Below are 16,851 nucleotides of genomic sequence, written 5' to 3' on the forward strand. Positions count from 1 at the left end.
CCATAACCACGCTCGCACCGGTCATGCCCGGGCGAGGAGGTCCTGCAGTCTGGAGAGCACGGGTTCCCACGTGCTCTCTGCGTCGTCGGCGCCGTCCAGCTCGTCGACCTCGAGGCGAACAGTGCAGCCGGTGCTGTCCGTGCCGTCCGGTGCAGCGGGAGCGAGGAGCCAGGTGACGTACACCGGCGGACCGCCCGTGGAACCCGCCAGGACGTACGAGAGCCGCTCGCCGGGCCGGGAGCACAGCACCTGCCCGTGCAGCGTGTGGCCGAGGGGGTGCGTCGCGTCGAGCGGGGCCTCGGCCGCCCACGTCGAGACCAACGCGAAGCCGTACAGGTACGCGGGTGTCTGCTCGGCGTCGGTGAGCGCCGTCCACACGCGCGCGGCGCTCGCGGGCGTGCTGCACTCGAACACGCGGCTGACCAGCTCGTCCATCGAGCCGCCTCTCGTCGGTGAGAGTCCCTGCTGAGGCCCATGATCCCGCAGCGGGGTCGCCCTGACGAGGGCCGAACGGTGGGACTAGGCGGCGAGACCCTGGTCGGCGCGGCGGCCGCGTCCCCTGCCGGGGACGACGGCGCCGTCGTCGACGACCGTGTCCTCCTCGATCCGCGCACCGCCCTCGACCAGCACGCCTGCGCCGATCCGCGCGCGGCTGCCGATCCGTGCCCGGTCACCGACGCGGGAACCGCGCCCGACGTGCACGTGCGTCCCGACCACCACGTCCGCGCCGACCGTCACCTCACGGTCGATCCAGCTCCAGGCACCGATCCTCGTCCGGCTGCCGACGGTCGCGCCGGCCTCGACGTACGCCGTCCGGGCGATCTCGGCGTCCGCGCTCGCGCTTGCGTTGGGCGAGACGAGCCCGCCGCCGTTCGCGTGCCGGTCGTACCGGACCATCGTGCCGTTGTCGTCCTCGAACTCGACTCGGCCCTTCCTCGTCGACATTGCCACCTCTTCCTCGGAATCGTTCTCGTATGACATAACAGCCCGCCGGGGCTGACGATTCCTTGGGGCAATCACTCCCCGAGCTGCGGCGCCGCGAACCCCTCGCCGCTGCGCAGGAGGCTCCCGCGCCTCACGGCGGACGAGCCGAAACGGGCCGAGACACCGTCCAGCGCCGCGTCGAGGCCGCTGTGGTCCGGGCCGTCCAGGGGGAGGACCATCTGGTAGAACTCGTCCGACTCGAGCCCGGTCAGCGCGATGCCGACGAGCGTGATCCCGCGGGTCCGGATCAGCGGAGCGGCGAGGTCCAGCAGGTGCAGCGCCGCCGTCGAGATGTCCTCGCCCGACGACGTGGCCTGGGGCATCGAGCGCGAGCGGGTCGCCTTGGTGTAGTCCTCGAACCGCAGACGCAGCACGACCGTCCGAGCGGTGCGCTGACCGCGGCGCATGCGGCGGCAGACGCGGTCGACGAGCCCGAGGAGGGCGGCGCGCACGAAGGCCTCGTCGTGCGGACCGTGCCCGATCGCGCGCTGCGCACCGATCGAACCCCGCGGACGGCCGGTGATGACCTTGGCCGGCGTCAACCCGTGCACCACGGCGTACAGGTGCCGCCCCGCGGCGGGTCCGAGCGTGCCCACGAGCACGGACTGGGGGAGCGCGGCGACGTCGCCGGCCGTCTGCAGCCCGTAGGTGTGCAGCTTGGTGGCGGTCACCTCACCGACGCCCCAGAGCTGCTCCAGCGGGAGCGGATACAGGAAGGCGTCCTCGGCGTCGGGCGGCACCAGCAGCAGTCCGTCGGGCTTGGCGACCCTGCTGGCGACCTTGGCCAGGAACGGCGTCCTGGCCACCCCGACCGTGATGGGCAGGCCGACCTCGTCGCGCACCCACTCCCGCAGGCGCGCCCCGATCTGCAGAGGCGGCACGTCGATCCGGTGCAGGCCGCCGACGTCCAGGAACGCCTCGTCGATCGACACGCCCTGCACCTCGGGCGTGGTCCGGCGGAACAGCTCGAACACGGCCTTGCTGGCCTCGACGTAGGCGTCGAAGCGCGGCCGGACGATGATCAGGTTGGGGCACAGAGCGCGCGCCTGACGGCCGCCCATGGCGGTCCGCACGCCGCGGCGCTTGGCCTCGTAGGACGCCGCCAGCACCACGCCACCGCCGACCGCGACGGGTCTTCCGCGCAGGCGGGGGTCGTCGCGCTGCTCGACCGACGCGTAGAACGCGTCGAGGTCGGCGTGCAGGATGGTCGAACGTCGCTCGGGCACGAACACATGTTCGACCCGACGTCTGACATCGTCACCCGATCAGGCGATCCCACCCGCCGCGGCGACCGCGCCTCTCGTCGCACCGTCGGCGTCGCGGGCCGTCACGACCACGAGCGAGCCGTAGGGGCCGCGCCACGGGCTGTGCAGTGCGGCGTGCGTGTGCGACGGCACGAGCGTCCGTGCGGACCACGTACCAGGCCCGAGCTCCAGCGGTACGGCGACGCCGTTGACCCAGACCGAGACGTCGTCGGCGTCCGTCACGCCGCTCATGGTGAGCTCGACCAGGCCGTCGGCACGTTGCTCGGAGACGTCGACGTCGAGCGTGACAGTGGGACCGTCGGCGCGCAGGGACCCTCGCGTCCTCGTCGGGAACTCGTCACCCGGCAGTGGTGGGGTCCGCGGCGGGACGGGTCGGCGGCTGCCCGACTGCTCGAAGGCGTACGCGAACGACAGGAGCCGGCTGTCGTCGTACGCGCGGCCGGCGAACGTCAGGCCCACCGGCATCCTCGTGTCGGCCATCAGTCCCATCGGCACGGTGACCGTGGGGATGCCCAGGTGCCGGACAGCCAGGTTGCCGTTCGAGTAGCGCACGCCGTTGCGCCACGCGATGTCGTTGGCGGTCCGACCGTAGTCGGCGTCGTGCGGGGCGACGTCGGCGGCCGTCGGGAAGACCAGGGCGTCCAGGCCCTGTGCGTCGAGCCAGTCCTCGAGGTCGAGCCGGCGTGTCGCCTCCAGGCCTCGCAGGAGGGCCGGCAGGCTGCCGAGCTCGTCGAGCGGCGGGACGCCGCGGTCGCGGGCGGCCGCGACCAGCTCGGCCATGTCGGCGTCGTCCGGGTACCGGTCGGGCAGGGTGCCGGGCGGGTACGGGAAGACCTTCGGTCCCTCGGCGTCGACGAGCCGGCGCAGTGCCGGGTCGCCGTTCTGGTCGAGGAAGTCGTGCCACGACCAGATGACGAGCGACCACATCTCCAGCTCGACCGAGTCGGCGGGCACGAGCCCCCGTGTCACCATGCTGAGCGCGCCGGGACGGTCCTCCTCGTAGTTCGAGACGGCCGGCAGGTCGACGTCGACCACCTCCGCGCCGAGGGCGACGAGCTCCGCCCGGCTGTCCTCCCAGAGGGCGATGATCGAGGCCCTCGTCCGCACGGGCTCGGAGCCCTCCGGGTCGGCGTTGATGTACATCCGTGGCACACCGATCCGCGTGCCGCGCAGGGCGCCGGGGTCGGCCAGGCCGGCGTAGGACCGGGGCCGCACCTCGCTCGCCCGGGGCAGCTCCACCGCGTCCTGCACCCGCCAGAAGTCGCCGCGCGCCTGCGGGTCGTCGTCGACGACGGCGTCGAGGACGGCGAGCAGGTCGGCCGTGGTCCGCGTGTGCGGCACCACCACGTCCATCGTCACGTACAGCGGCCAGCTGCCGCGGATCGAGATCACGCCGCGCGACGGGGTGTAGGCGACGAGGCCGTTGCTGGACGCGGGTGCGCGTCCCGAGGACCACGTCTCTTCCCCGAGCCCGAAGGCGGCGAACGAGGCGGCGGTCGAGGTCCCCGACCCGTTGGACGACCCGGAGGCGTAGGCCGAGGTCAGGAAGTCGGCGTTGTACGGGCTCTCGGCGCGGCCGTAGACCCCGCGTTGCATCCCGCCGCATGCCATCGGGGGCATGTTGGTCAGCCCCAGGCAGATCGCGCCCGCGCGCCGCAGCTGCGCGATGACGAAAGCGTCCTCCGAGGCGACCAGGTGCTCGAACGCGGGGGAGCCGCTCGCGATGGTCAGGCCCCGGACGCTGTAGCTGTCCTTGGCGGTGTACGGGATGCCGTCGAGCGGGCCCAGCGACGCGCCCGTGGCACGCCGGCGGTCGGAGGCGGCCGCCTCGGTGAGCGCCTCAGGGTTGAGGACCGGGACCGAGTTCAGCCGGATCCCGTGGCGGTCGTAGTGGGCGATGCGGTTCAGGTACGCCGCGACCAGGTCGACGCTCGTGACGACTCCCGTCGCGAGGGCCTCGCCGAGCTCGGCGATCGTGGCCTCGACCAGCTGGAACGGGCTCACGCGCGGGCCGACGGCTGCTGCTGGGTGATGCAGTGGATGCCGCCGCCTCGGGCGAAGATCGGGCGCGCGTCGACGGGGACGATCCGTCGGCCCGGATAGACCGAGGCGAGGATGTCCGCGGCCCGCTCGTCGTGCGTGTCGTCGAACGCGCACGCGATGACGCCTCCGTTGACCGGGGCGTGGTTGATGTAGGACCAGTCGACCCAGCCGGCCTCGTCGGTCAGGGTCGCCGGCGCGGGCATCTCGACGATCGTCCACGCCTCCCCGTCGGCGGTGGTGCTCGCGCGCATCGTCGCGGCGATCTCGCGGCTGATCGCGTGGTCCGGATGGGCCGGGTCCTCCTGCGTGTGGACGAGGGCGACCCCCGGCGAGGGGAAGGCGACGAGCAGGTCGGCGTGGCCGCGCGTGCCGAACCGCTGGGCGTCGCGGGTCAGCCCACGTGCCAGCCAGATCACGTTGGTGGCGCCGATCGTGCGCGCCAGCTCGCGCTCGACGTCCACCCTGGTCAGACCCGGGTTGCGCAGCGGGTCCAGCTGGACGGTCTCGGTGACGACCACGGTGCCGCGACCGTCCGTGACGATCCCGCCGCCCTCGTTGACCAGCGGCGAGGTCACGACGGGCACCCCGGCCACCTCGGCCACTCGTGCGGCGACCAGGTCGTCGCGCTCGGCGGACTGCTGCTGGCCCCACCCGTTGAACACCCAGCTGACCGCGGCGAGCGTGCCGTCGGCGTCGTGCACGAACGTCGGGCCGTTGTCGCGCAGCCACGCGTCGTCCAGGGGCGCGACGACGAGGTCGATCCCGTCCGTGAGGAGCGCACGCGCGTTGTCCTCCTCGGACGGATCGACCACGACGGTCACGGGTTCGAACTCGACCGCCGCGTTGGCGACCGCCGACCAGGCCCGGCGGGCCCCGTCGCGCTCGCCCGGCGTGCCGTCGAACTCGTCGTGCTCGGGTACCGGGAACGACATCCACACGCGGTCCTGCGGTTCGGTCTCGGCCGGCATCAGCCGGGTCCGCAGGCGCGCGTCGACGTGGGTCATGCGCACACCTTCTCCTACGACAGCTCGCGCGGGTAGACGAGCACGTCGACCAGGGCGCCGTTGCGCCAGACGGTGATCTCGATGCGTCGGTCGATCGCGTCCTCGACCATGAGCTTCTGCACGCCGGTCGTGGTGACCACCCGGCTGCCGTCCAGCTCGACCACCATGTCGCCGCGGCGCAGACCCGCCAGCGCGGCCGGGGAGCCGGGCGAGACGCCCGCGACCATCAGACCGGTCGGCGAGCCGAGGCGTTCGGCGAGGTGCGGCGGGAGGGGCGCCTGGGTGCCCGCGATGCCGAGCCAGGCGCGGCGCACCCGGCCCCGGGTCATGAGGGTCGTGATGATCTCGCGCGTCGTGGCGTTGATCGGCACGGCCAGCCCGACGCCGATCCCCGCGACGGCGGTGTTGACGCCCACCATCCGACCCGCGCTGTCGGCCAGCACCCCGCCGCTGTTGCCCGGGTTGAGCGCGGCGTCCGTCTGGACCACCTCGTCGATCACGCGTCCCGACGCGGTGGGCAGCGACCGCCCGAGCGCGGACACGATGCCGGCCGTGACGCTCCCGGCCAGGCCCAGGGGGTTGCCGAGCGCGATGACCAGCTGCCCGACGCGCAGACCGGCGGCGTCGCCGAAGGGAACGGGCGCCGGCACGTCGCCGCGCGCGTGCAGGACGGCGAGGTCGGACAGAGGGTCGCGGCCGACGACGTCCGCGCGGACCGCCGTGCCGTCGGCGAACGACGCGTCGGCGACGTCCGCCCCCGCGACGACGTGCGCACTGGTCAGCAGGTACCCGTCGCTCGTGATCACGCTGGCGCTGCCCGCGCCGCCACCGCGCGCCGTCCGGACGCTCAGGCTGGCGACGCTGGGCAGCACGGACTCGGCGACGGCGACGACCGTGCGCGAGTAGGCGTCGAGGGGATCCTCGGTCATGGCCACTACAGCGACGCCCGGCCCTCGGGTATGCCGCGGGTTCACTGCAGGCGTAGCAGTCGGCCGAGCCGCGGGGTGAGCGGTAGGGCGCGGGCCGCGATTCGCGGCACGATGGACCCATGACCACCCTCGACCAGCTCACCGCCGACCTCACGACGTCCATGAAGGCGCGCGACTCCGTGCGGGTCGGCATCATCCGGCAGGCGATCGGTGCCGTGCGGGCCGAGGCCAAGGCCGGCCCCGTGGAGAAGGAACTGACCGAGGACGACGTGCTGCGCGTCCTGAACAAGGAGGTCAAGAAGCGCCGCGAGAGCGCGCAGATCTACACCGACGCGGGCGCCGCCGAGCGGGCCGCGACGGAGACGCTCGAGGCCGACCTCATCGAGACCTACCTGCCCGCGCGCCTGTCCGACGACGACCTGGCCGCCCTCGTGACGGCCGTCGTCGCCGACCTCGGGGCGTCCTCCCTCAAGGACATGGGCGCCGTGATGAAGGAGGCCGGCACGCGTGCCGGCGGAGCGGCCGACGGGAAGAAGCTGTCGACGCTGGTCCGGGCCGCACTCGCGGGGTAACTCGCGCGTCACATGCGTTGTGCACGATGAGCCCCATGCGGACCCTCGTGCACAACGCCCTGATCATCCCGGTGGCCGACGCGGGCCCGTCCTGGTTCGCCGGCTGGTTCCTCGTCGGCGACGACGGACGCATCGCGGCGATCGGCCAGGGCAAGCCGGACCCTGCGCTCGTCGCCCAGACGGACGGCGGCGGGCTGCGGCTGCTGGACGTGGGCGGCGCGATCGTGGCGCCCGGTTTCGTGTCTGCGCACTCGCACCTGTTCACCTCGGGCATGCGCGGGATCTCGCCCGGCTCGACGCTCTACCCGTGGGTCATGTCGATGGTCGAGGTGCTCGACAAGTGCGAGCCGGACGACGTCTACTGGTCCACCCTGCACGGGGCGCTCGACTTCCTGGCCAACGGTGTGACCAGCGCGTACAACTTCATGCACCCGCGCGTGACCTGGCGGTACGACCCGGTGACCGCCTCGCCGGTGCTCGGGCGCGTGGCGCCGGTGGAGTTCGCGACGAGGCAGATCGACGGCGCCGCCGACGCGGGGTTGCGCGTCATGAACGCGATTCGGCTGAACGACGAGGCCGGCCCCGAGGACGAGGTCGTCGGCGTGTTCGGCGACATGGTGGCCGAGTCGTCGTTGCGCACGCCCGCCGCCCAGCACCTCGGTGCCTCGGTGATGGGGGCGGTGCAGTGGGCGTCGGCGTCGCGGTCGGCCGAGCTCGAGGTCGCCATGATGCGCGAGCACGGGATCAGCAACCAGGCGCACTTCGTCGAGACGGCCGAAGGCATCGACACGCAGCGCGAGAAGTTCGCCTGGTACGAGGCGGCAGGGGCGTTCGGGCCGTCCTTCCTGTTCGGTCACTTCGTGCACCCGACGGACGCGATGATCGAGACGGCGGCGGCGACGGGCTGCGGTGTGGTCTGGCAGGCGACGTCGAACGGGCGGCTGGGGTCCGGCTTCGCCGACGTGGTGCGGTTCCAGAACGCGGGGATCCGCGTCGGGATGGGGCTCGACGACCAGTCGTGCACGGACATCTCCGACCCCTGGGGCAACATGCGGATCGGGCTCTACACGACGCGTGCGATGTACACCGACGCCTCCGTGATGATGCCCGCCGACGTGCTGCGGCTGCACACGCTCGGGTCCGCCGAGGTCCTCGGGGTGGCCGACCGGGTCGGGTCGCTCGAGGTCGGGAAGATGGCCGACTTCGTCGTCGTCGACCACCGTGCACCGGACACGGGCCCGGTCTGGGACGTGCTCGCCACCTACGTCCTCGCGTGCGGGCTGCGCAACCTCAAGCAGGTGTTCGTCGGCGGGGTCCTGGTCAGCGAGGAGGGTCGGTCGACGTCGCCGCTGGCCGCCCGCTCGTCGGGCGAGCTCCGGTCGCGCATGACCGCCGCCGCCGAGCGCTGGGGGCATCCGCTCCCGCTGACCGACCTCGAGGCGCACCTAGAGTGACGGGCTATGCGTCCTCGTCGCGACCGTGGTGCAGGTCGCCGCACTCGACCTCGGTCACGCCGTGGCTGACCAGGTAGGGGCGCGCGCCGCGGTCGCCGCTGACCGACGCGCCCAGCGGGCCCCAGTGGTTCGCGCCGACGAGGACCGGGTGTCCCGGGCGGCCGTCGTAGGTCGCCTGCCGCAAGGCGTCGCGGCCGCCTTCTCTCAGGACGCGTTCGACGACCGACACGGGTGTTCCCGGCAGGTCGACGAGCGTGATCAGGACGGCGTCGCCCATCGCGTGCGCGAGCCCCGCGCGCAGCGAGGCTCCCACGCCGTCCGACCAGTCGTCGGCGTCCACCGCGGTGACGCGCGAGTCGGCCGGGAGCAGCACGCGTGCCTCGTCGGCAGCCGCACCGAGGACGACCACCACCCGCTCGCAGCCGCCGTCGAGGAGCAGGCGCGCCGCGTCGTCGAGCCAGCCCGGCACGAGCGCCTTCGGGCCGCCGTGGCGGGTTCCGGCACCTGCGGCGAGCACGATCCCGCTGATGAATGGCACGCCCCGTACCGTGCCATGAAAGTGAGCTCATGATCCAGGACACCCCCGCCACGCGATCCCGGCTCGAGACGGCGCTGCACGTCGCGCGGTGGGTGTCCGAGGTCGCGTCCGGCTGCCCCTACGAGTCCGTCACGGAGCTGCTGCCCGTCGCCGACCTCGCCGCGCGGTCGCTGTCGCCGGCCGAGGTGGACGAGGCCCTCGCCACGCACCCGCGCATCGGGTCGCAGGGGTCGGGGGCGTCGGCGGCGCTGAGCCGGTCGGAGCAGAGCGCGTCGGCGACCGACGACCCTGCGCTGGTCGCCGCGATGGCCCAGGGGAACGTGGCCTACGAGCAGCAGTTCGGACGCATCTTCCTGATCCGCGCCGCGGGGCGCTCGCGGCCCGAGATCCTTGCCGAGCTGAACCGACGGCTCGCCCTGACGCCCGCCGAGGAGGAGCGTGAGGTCGCCGACCAGCTGCGACAGATCGCCCTGCTGCGGCTGCAGTCCCTGTTTCCCATCGAGGAGTCCGCATGAGCCAGCTGACCACGCACGTGCTCGACACGGCCCTCGGGCGGCCGGCGGTCGGGGTGCCCGTGACGTTGGCGTCGCTCACGCAGGGCGCGTGGGTCGAGCTGGACTCAGGCCTGACCGACGACGACGGCCGCGCACGCGGGCTCGGGCCCGACTCGGTGCCCCTGGGGCGCTACCGGTTCACGTTCGACACCGCCGCCTACTTCGCGGCGACCGGGCAGACCGCGTTCCATCCCGAGGTCGTCGTGGTGTTCGACGTCGTGGACGCCGAGCACTACCACGTGCCCCTGCTGCTCAGCCCGTTCGCGTACTCGACGTACCGGGGGAGCTGACCGCTCAGTACTCGACCCTGCCGGGGCGGGCGAGCCAGGCGTCCATGGGCTCGGCGCTGGTGGCGATGCGGTGGGCCTCGACGGCCATGGGCCAGGTGGCGCGGTCGGCGGCGATGAGCTCGTAGAAGAGGGTGTCGTCGAAGCCGGCCCGGGTCGCGTCGTCGCGGTTGGCCGCGAACACGACGCGGGTGGCGCGGGACCACAGGCAGGCGGCGAGGCAGAGCGGGCACGGCTCGCACGAGGAGTAGATGGTGGCGCCCGCGAGGGAGAAGTCGCCGATCGCCTGGCACGCGGCACGGATGGCCTGGACCTCGGCGTGGGCCGTCGGGTCGTTGTCCCGGGTGACGCGGTTCTGGCCGATCCCGATCGCGACGCCGTCGCGGACCACGACGGCGCCGAACGGTCCACCGCCGTCGGCGACGTTCGCCGTGGCGAGGGCGACCGCCTCGGTGAGCCAGGTCTCGTCGTCGGTCGACGTCATAGGTCGCCTCCCAGACCGTGTCGAGGTGGACTCGTCGACGGAGCCACCCTCCGAGTATCGCGCCGACAGGTCGGTGCTCACGGGGCCCCGATCGAGCGGGTCCAGGCGGCGTCGGCCGGGGCGGCGCCCTCGCGGAGGATGGCCGCCTCGATCAGGCCGTACGGGCGGTCCGCCGCCCAGAAGACCTCGCCGGGATTCTCGAGCCCGAACGGGCTCAGGTCCGAGAGGAAGTGGTGCTTGTTCGGAGCGGCGAACCGGACCTCCAGCACCTCGGGCACCTGCTCGATGACCTGCGTCCCCATGTGCCACAGGGTCTGCTGGAGCGCGAGGGAGTGCAGGGTCGCGAACGTCGAGAGCATGATCGCGCGCACCTGGGCGTAGGTGGCGTCGAAGTCGAGGTCGGTCCCGGCGTAGCGCCACTGCGCGATCAGGGAGGTCGCGAGGATGCGGTCCGTCGTCTCCTGGAGAGTCGTGTACTCGTCCTTGAGGAAGCCCGTGAACTCCGATCCCGTCGACTTCAGGACCGTGAGGTCCTTCAGGCCGGCGATGACGGTCGTCGTGCCCTCGTCGACCGTCACCGACGCGGTGCGGACCTCCTGCCCGCTGCGCACCCAGGTGTGGTCGTGGTCCGCGCCGTCGACGACCGCGCGCACCCACGCGTACTCCTGCACGTCGACGCGGGCGCCCGTGACGGGGGCGATGTCGTGCACGAAGTGCTCGGCCAGCAGGATGCCGAAACGCTCGGGCGACTCGACGCCGTGCTCCTTGGCGTACGCGAACACCATGTTCTTCTGGGTGTCCGTCGGCAGGACCGCGGACTGGTCGCCCGTGAGGTACGCCGGGTCGAACTCGCCGCGCAGCGCCGAGCTGACGTTGAGGTCGCGGATCTCGTGACGAGGCGTGTCGCGCACGATCCGCACGACGCGCGTCTCGGCCTTGCCGTACTGGTGGGACTGCAGTCGGGCCGTCATGAGCGCAGTCTGCCTCGCACAGATGACGCCCGCGTTTCCGCAGGACGACGGCGGTGCGCGCTCATCCGGGCAGCTCGCTGCGGACCCAGTAGCCGTCGGTCAGCCGATACTCGCGGCGGTGGCTGACCGAGTCGTCCGCACCGGTCCAGAAGGTGAGGCTGGTCGGCCGCACGAGGAAGCCGACCCAGGTGGCGGGCGGCTCGAGCGTGGGGTGGATCGCCGCGAAGTCGGCCCAGGCGGTCCGGCGCTCGTCCGGCGGCAGGAGGGCGACCTCGGGCGAGTTCAACCAGGCGAGCTGCTGGAGATAGGGAGAACGATGCGCGTACGCGCGGTCCGTCTCGGCGTTCTCGGCCCGTTCGGCGACACCGCGCACGACGAGCTGGCGGGGTGCGTCGAGGGGGCGGACGACGAGGGCCACCTGCGGGATGTCCGCGAGCTGGGTGACCTTGCGGGAGCCGGCGTCGGTGTGGAAGTAGAGCCCGTGGCGGTCGTACTCGCTCAGGAGCACCGAGCGGGCGTCGGGAGCGCCGGAGCGGTCGACCGTGGCGAGGGTCATCACGGGACGATCGGGGTCGTCGTTGGTCGGGAGCCACTCCTGCAGGACCTGCCAGACCTCCGGGGGAACCTGCGTGATCACCTCGCCACCCTGCTCGGCGGTCGACGGCTGCGCATGTCGGGGCGTCATCGCGGCGCTCCGTGCGTGAACGAGGCGATCTCGGTGAGCACGTCGACCGCGCGACGGACGGACGCGTCGAAGAGGGTGGCCCCCGCCGCGGCGGTGGCGCCGGTGGGGTCGCCGATGACGCCGTCAGGACCGAAGTCGTTGCTCAGCCAGCCGAACTGCGCGGTGGTCCCGTTGAACCCGAGGTGGGTCATCGCCGCGATGTGCTCCGGCACCGAGCGACGGGCCTGGCTCATGTCGACGAGGTCGGGGCGCAGGTGCAGGACCAGCGAGGTCTCGCCGTAGCCGGCGTGGATGCCGAGGCCGTGCTCGTCGGGCTCGTCTGCCCCGCCCGCTCCCGCGATCTGCATGCCCGCCGGCATCGAGAACGTCGACAGGCCGTGGAGCCGGCGGATCTCGCGCAGCGCGACCCCGAGCATCGCGGTGTTGCCGCCGTGGCCGTTGAGGAAGACAAGGCGGCGGGCGGGCGTGGCGGCGACGGAACGGCCGATGTCGACCAGCGTGGACAGCAGGGTGCTCGCGCTGACCCACACGGTTCCCGACGCCCAGGAGTGCTCGTCGGACTTGGTGTACGTCAGGGTGGGCAGCTGCCACACGTCGAGCCCGTCCGCGGCCGCCTGCGCGATCGCCGCGGTGGCGACGCTCTCGGCGATCAGCGAGTCCGTGATCAGCGGGAGGTGCGGGCCGTGGTGCTCCATCGCGCCCGTGGGGACGACGAGGACCGAGTCGGGTCCGAGGACCCGACCGGTGGCCGGGCCGGACAGCTCGGCGAGCAGGCGGCTCATCGGATCGCGCCCTTGCGGGGGCCGTCGTAGGACGGGTTGAGCTTGCCGGGGTTGAGCAGGCCCGCCGGGTCGGTGGTAGCGGCCAGGCCGACCGTGCGCTCGACCTCGAAGTCGACGTTCCACTGGTGCGGGTTGTGCACACCGACGCCCAGGGCGCCGAGGGCGTCGATCACCTCGGCGAGCCGTTCAGGCCCCTCGTACACGCCCGCGAGCATGCCGATCGGGACGGTGTGCCCGGCTTCGAGGTGCAGGAGGCCGCCCGGGATCGTCGCCTGGACCTCCTCGAGCCGGTCGACGAGCGCGTCGCCCGCCACCTCGAGGTGCACGTAGGTGCCGGGGTCGGACTTCTGCAGCCACTCGATGGGGTGGTTGTAGGAGAGCACCGACAGCTTGAGGGACGCCTGCGGTCCGTCGCGAAGGTCCTCGACCGCACCGCCGGCGTCGACGACGAGCGCCGTGGCGGCCTCGACGGCGGCCGGGTCCAGGATGGCGCGTAGGCTCGCGCGCCCGTCGGGCAGGGCGTCGTCGGGCGGCAGCGCCGCGGCGATGGTCGGGTGGTCCGCCGAGACCAACCGTGGCGCAGGGGAGAGCCGGCCGATGTCGCGGAGCACGCGGAAGGCGGTGTGCTGGTCGTCGAACGACGCGTAGAACCCGCGCCAGTCCTGCAGCGGCTCGAGCCGGACGGTGACGCGGGCGAGGATGCCGGCGGTCCCGTAGTTGTGGACGTAGGCCTGCGCATCAGGACCGTCGACATGGACGAGAGACGCACCGCCCACAGCGTGCACGACGTCGAGCGCGACCACGAAGCCCTGGTGGTTGGCGCCGTGCACGATCGTCCCGGTGCCGCCCGAGCCGCCGGACAGGAACCCGCCGATCGTCGACTGCGCGGTCGACGGGTACATCCACAGCTCCTGGCCGTTCTCGCGCACCGCGGCCTCGATCGCGACCAACGTCGCTCCCGCCTCGGCGGTGACCCAGCCGTCGCCGATCTCGACGATCGCGCGTGCACGCGTCAGGTCGAGCACCAGCCCACCGGGCATGGGGATGGCCTGGCCGTAGTTGCCGGTGCCCTTGCCGCGCGGCGTCACGGCGACACCGTGCTCGACCGCCGCCGCGACGCACGCCGCGATCTGGTCGGCGTTCGTCGGGAAGGCCACGACGTCGGCGAGGCCGAGCGGCAGCAGCTCGAGGATGACGGGCGACATCTTGGCGCCGTCGACGCTCGCGCGTTCCCGGACGCGGAGGTCGGTCGACACCCCGCTCTCGCCGAGGAGAGCCTGCAGGTCGGTGATCAGGGCGTCGATCGCGGTCGTGGTCTGCACGGGTGGTGCCTTTCGAACGAGGAGCGACAGGGCGGCGGGCCCGGCCGGAGCTGGGTCCGCCGCCTCGTCAGGTGACGTCAGAACCCGAGATCAGAACCCGATCGACTGGTCCAGGAACTCGTTCGTGAACAGGTCGGCCGGGGTCAGGCCCGACTTCGGGGGAGCGCCGGCCTCGGTGTAGATCGGCGTCAGGATGTCGATGACCGACTGCATGCGCGCCTCGTCGATGTCGCCGACGTACGCGTTGTCGCCGTTGGTCGCGATCTCGAGCTTCTTCATCTGCTCCACCGCGAAGTCGGCGACCTCGGCGGAGTACACCCAGCCGTTGTTGTACTGCTCGACCAGGTCGATGATCAGCGCGTTCGTCGTCGACGGGTCGGCGATGTAGTCGACGTCCGCCTGCTGCATGACGGGCACGAGCTTCTCGAGGCAGGGAGTCAGGGTCTCAAGGTCGTCGGACCGCACCGACATGGCCTCGGGGTAGATGGGGAAGCCGGTGTCGTGGATGGTCTCCAGCGTCACGGGCTTGCCCCAGGCCGGGACCTCGTTCTCGTAGATGTACGGCTCGGCCGTCGCGAAGCCCTGCTGCGCGTCCTTGCCGCCCGCGGCGACGAAGTTGGCCGGCGTGCCGTCGTAGCTGCCGTCGGTGACGGAGGCGTCGAGGATGCCCGAGCCGGTCAGGTAGCTCATGTACGCGGCACCGTTGAAGTACCGGATGACGCCGCCCGACTCCTTGAGCGCGGCACCCAGACCCTCGATGTCCTTGACGTCCGGGTACGTCTCCGGGTCCCACATGACCATCATCGGAGACTTGTCGTTCTCTGCGAACACGGCGGTCGTCGGGAACTTGTCGGACAGCTGGACGGCCTCGTCGGTGGAGACGTAGCCGAGGGTGATGTCCTTGTCGGTGTACATCTGCGCCGACGCCTGCGTGAAGCCGATGGCCGGACCGCCCGCGCGGACCTCGATCTTCACGCCGGTCGGCTCGCCACCCGCGACGAGGTCGCCGGTCACCGTCTTCTGGTTGGCGTCGACGGTGTAGCCGGGCCCGACCAGCTCGTACAGGTGACCGTGGTCGGCCTCCGGGTTCCAGTCGGTCTGCACGACGACGGTGGCCGGACAGACGTCGGACAGGTCGACCGAGCCGCTCGCGGCGGTCGCCGCGGCGACGGCGTCGGTCTCGTCGGAACCGCCGGCGCAGGCGGCCAGCCCGAAGGTGGTCAGGACGATCCCAGCGGTTGCGGCGACGACGGTGCGGTTCGGTGTGCGCATGGTTCTCTCTTTCGTTGGGGTCGGGCGATCCAACGGCCGCGGGGGTGGCCGGGAGACTGGGTTGTACAGATGGGCTACGAGAAGTCGTACCAACGGCCGACGACGAGCTTGCCGAGCCAGCCGAACACGACGAAGACCGTGACGCCGAGCAGGGAGGCGACGATGATCGCGGCGTAGAGGTCCGGCCCCTGCAGGCGGTTGGCGTACAGCTGGATGAGCACGCCGAGCCCCGGGTTGCCCCGCTGGAAGAACTGGTCGCCGACGACGGCACCGACCACCGCGAGCCCGGCCGAGGTCCGCAGCCCGACGAAGATCGAGGGCAGCGCGGCGGGGAACTGGAGCTTCATGAGCATCGTGGCGCGGCTGACGCCCTGGAGCTGGAACAGCTCGCGCTGCTGCTTGGCCACCGACTGGAGACCGAACAGGGTCATTGCGACCAGAGGGAAGAGCGCGATGAGGACGGTGACGATCACGCGTGCCTGGAAGTTGTAGCCGAACAGGATCCCGATCAGAGGGACGAGCGCCAGGATCGGGATGCACTGCAGGACCACCGCGTACGGGAACAGCGAGCGCTCGATCCAGGTGGCCTGCGACATGAGCACCGCCCAGGTCACACCGAGCACGATCGCGATCGCGAGGCCGGTCATCGCGACCTCGGTGCTGTGCAGCAGCGCGGTCATCAGCACCTGGAACTCGCCCGGCGCGAAGATCGCCTGGACCACCTGGTGCGGGTAGGGCACGAAGTACGGCAGCCCGCGCTGGTCGTAGTAGTACGCCAGCAGGTACCAGAGGCCGATCATCAGGATGAAGACGACGACCGGTCCGAGCCAGGAGATGGTGGAGCGCTTGCGTCGGCGGGCGGCGACGGGGGTGACCGCACGCGCCCCGGAGGCGACCTCGCTGTCGATCGTGGTGGCAGCCATCAGCTGTGTGCCTCCTTCAGGGCGTGCGAGACCTGGCCCACGACCTCGATGAACTCCGGCGAGTAGCGGATGTCGGGGTCGCGCGGCATGGGGAACGGGATGTCGAACGACTGCACGAGGCGCCCCGGGCGGCCCGACATGACGACGACCTTGGTCGAGAGGTAGACGGCCTCGGCCACGGAGTGCGTGATGAACAGACCTGCGAAGTGCTGCTCGGTGAACAGCTTGAGCAGCTCGTCCTGCAGGCGGCCGCGCGTGATCTCGTCGAGGGCGCCGAACGGCTCGTCGAACAGGAACAGCTCAGGGTCGAGAGTGAACGAGCGGGCGAGCGACGCGCGCATCTTCATGCCGCCCGAGAGCTGCTTGGGCAGGTGCTTCTCGAAGCCGTCGAGCCCGACGAGCTTGATCGCCTCGCGCGCCTTCTCCCGACGGATCTTGGGTCCACGCCCCTTGAGCTCGGCCAGCAGCTCGACGTTGCCGAGGACGTTGCGCCAGGGCAGGAGCGTCGCGTCCTGGAACACGTAGGCGATGTGGTCGGTGGCGAGCGTGACGGTGCCCTCGCTCGCGGTCTCCAGGCCCGACGCGATCCGCAGCAGGGTCGACTTGCCGCAGCCGGACGGCCCGACGACCGAGACGAACTCGCCGCGGCCGACCGTGAGGTCCACCCCGGACAGCGCGACGGTGCCGCCGGGGAACGTCATGGCGACGTTCTCGAACCCGAGCAGCGGCTGCACGTGTGTCGCCGCTGTCTCGTGGGGGACGGTGGGTGTCGTGACGGACAC

Annotated in this window: 18 protein-coding genes and 1 pseudogene; 4 read left to right on the forward strand and 15 right to left on the reverse strand. The window is 71.9% G+C overall.

Translation table 11 applies throughout. The features are described 5' to 3' along the window. Positions 1-21 precede the first annotated feature (21 nt). The 6 genes and pseudogenes from AC1DPN_RS14885 to AC1DPN_RS14910 form a co-directional block, all read right to left on the reverse strand. The gene (locus tag AC1DPN_RS14885) at positions 22-435 is read right to left on the reverse strand and encodes an SRPBCC domain-containing protein (protein ID WP_477085547.1); all 414 of its coding nucleotides are present in this window, start codon (positions 433-435) and stop codon (positions 22-24) included. An 84-nt stretch (positions 436-519) separates the two neighbouring features. Beyond that, the gene (locus AC1DPN_RS14890) at positions 520-945 is read right to left on the reverse strand and encodes a transferase (RefSeq protein WP_477085548.1); all 426 of its coding nucleotides are present in this window, start codon (positions 943-945) and stop codon (positions 520-522) included. Positions 946-1,016: 71 nt separating this feature from the next. Next, positions 1,017-2,210: a DNA polymerase IV gene (dinB, locus tag AC1DPN_RS14895; RefSeq protein WP_477085549.1), complete on the reverse strand. Its 1,194-nt coding sequence runs from the start codon at positions 2,208-2,210 to the stop codon at positions 1,017-1,019. Positions 2,211-2,594: 384 nt separating this feature from the next. Beyond that, positions 2,595-4,253 (reverse strand): annotated as a pseudogene (locus AC1DPN_RS14900) (amidase); the annotation flags it as partial. Further along, positions 4,250-5,296, reverse strand: coding sequence for an agmatine deiminase family protein (locus tag AC1DPN_RS14905; protein ID WP_477085550.1), 1,047 nt, complete (start codon positions 5,294-5,296; stop codon positions 4,250-4,252). The pseudogene AC1DPN_RS14900 and the gene AC1DPN_RS14905, both read right to left, overlap by 4 nt. 14 nt (positions 5,297-5,310) lie before the next feature. Continuing rightward, complete coding sequence (locus tag AC1DPN_RS14910) at positions 5,311-6,225, reverse strand: S1C family serine protease (RefSeq protein ID WP_477085551.1); 915 nt, start codon at positions 6,223-6,225, stop codon at positions 5,311-5,313. 119 nt (positions 6,226-6,344) lie between these two features. Between AC1DPN_RS14910 and AC1DPN_RS14915 the strand changes: the two genes are divergently transcribed. Further along, on the forward strand, positions 6,345-6,797 hold the full coding sequence (locus AC1DPN_RS14915) for a GatB/YqeY domain-containing protein (RefSeq protein ID WP_477085552.1): 453 nt from the start codon (positions 6,345-6,347) through the stop codon (positions 6,795-6,797). Between the two features lie 35 nt (positions 6,798-6,832). Then, positions 6,833-8,251, forward strand: coding sequence for an amidohydrolase family protein (locus AC1DPN_RS14920; RefSeq protein WP_477085553.1), 1,419 nt, complete (start codon positions 6,833-6,835; stop codon positions 8,249-8,251). 4 nt (positions 8,252-8,255) lie between these two features. On the opposite strand, the gene AC1DPN_RS14925 is transcribed toward AC1DPN_RS14920, so the two are convergent. Further along, positions 8,256-8,789 carry a nucleotidyltransferase family protein gene (locus AC1DPN_RS14925; RefSeq protein WP_477085554.1) on the reverse strand — a complete coding sequence of 178 codons (534 nt, stop codon included), beginning with the start codon at positions 8,787-8,789 and terminating at the stop codon, positions 8,256-8,258. A 29-nt stretch (positions 8,790-8,818) separates the two neighbouring features. Here AC1DPN_RS14925 and uraD point away from each other — a divergent pair, with 29 nt between their 5' ends. Next, positions 8,819-9,304, forward strand: a complete 486-nt coding sequence (gene uraD, locus AC1DPN_RS14930; RefSeq protein WP_477085555.1) for a 2-oxo-4-hydroxy-4-carboxy-5-ureidoimidazoline decarboxylase — start codon at positions 8,819-8,821, stop codon at positions 9,302-9,304. Beyond that, complete coding sequence (gene uraH / locus AC1DPN_RS14935) at positions 9,301-9,633, forward strand: hydroxyisourate hydrolase (RefSeq protein ID WP_477085556.1); 333 nt, start codon at positions 9,301-9,303, stop codon at positions 9,631-9,633. Before uraD ends, uraH begins: the two co-directional genes overlap by 4 nt. Before the next feature lie 4 nt (positions 9,634-9,637). Here uraH and AC1DPN_RS14940 read toward each other — a convergent pair whose 3' ends face one another. The 8 genes from AC1DPN_RS14940 to AC1DPN_RS14975 all read right to left on the reverse strand — a co-directional run bounded on the left by AC1DPN_RS14940 (position 9,638) and on the right by AC1DPN_RS14975 (position 16,851). After that, a complete protein-coding gene (locus AC1DPN_RS14940) occupies positions 9,638-10,114 on the reverse strand; it encodes a nucleoside deaminase (RefSeq protein ID WP_477085557.1) in 477 nt (158 codons plus the stop codon). Positions 10,115-10,191: 77 nt separating this feature from the next. Further along, positions 10,192-11,085, reverse strand: a complete 894-nt coding sequence (pucL, locus tag AC1DPN_RS14945; protein ID WP_477085558.1) for a factor-independent urate hydroxylase — start codon at positions 11,083-11,085, stop codon at positions 10,192-10,194. 61 nt (positions 11,086-11,146) lie between these two features. Further along, positions 11,147-11,770: a pyridoxine/pyridoxamine 5'-phosphate oxidase gene (locus tag AC1DPN_RS14950; RefSeq protein ID WP_477085559.1), complete on the reverse strand. Its 624-nt coding sequence runs from the start codon at positions 11,768-11,770 to the stop codon at positions 11,147-11,149. Continuing rightward, entirely contained in the window at positions 11,767-12,552 is a 786-nt protein-coding gene (locus AC1DPN_RS14955; RefSeq protein WP_477085560.1) for a creatininase family protein, read from the reverse strand. The genes AC1DPN_RS14950 and AC1DPN_RS14955 overlap by 4 nt, the downstream gene beginning before the upstream one ends. Continuing rightward, a complete protein-coding gene (locus AC1DPN_RS14960; protein WP_477085561.1) occupies positions 12,549-13,874 on the reverse strand; it encodes an FAD-binding oxidoreductase in 1,326 nt (441 codons plus the stop codon). Before AC1DPN_RS14960 ends, AC1DPN_RS14955 begins: the two co-directional genes overlap by 4 nt. 90 nt (positions 13,875-13,964) lie before the next feature. Beyond that, positions 13,965-15,146: an ABC transporter substrate-binding protein gene (locus AC1DPN_RS14965; protein WP_477085562.1), complete on the reverse strand. Its 1,182-nt coding sequence runs from the start codon at positions 15,144-15,146 to the stop codon at positions 13,965-13,967. A 74-nt stretch (positions 15,147-15,220) separates the two neighbouring features. Further along, positions 15,221-16,069, reverse strand: coding sequence for an ABC transporter permease (locus tag AC1DPN_RS14970; protein WP_477085563.1), 849 nt, complete (start codon positions 16,067-16,069; stop codon positions 15,221-15,223). Further along, the gene (locus AC1DPN_RS14975) at positions 16,069-16,851 is read right to left on the reverse strand and encodes an ABC transporter ATP-binding protein (protein ID WP_477085564.1); all 783 of its coding nucleotides are present in this window, start codon (positions 16,849-16,851) and stop codon (positions 16,069-16,071) included. The genes AC1DPN_RS14970 and AC1DPN_RS14975 overlap by 1 nt, the downstream gene beginning before the upstream one ends.

The organism is Cellulomonas sp. P4_H4 (genome assembly GCF_056400865.1).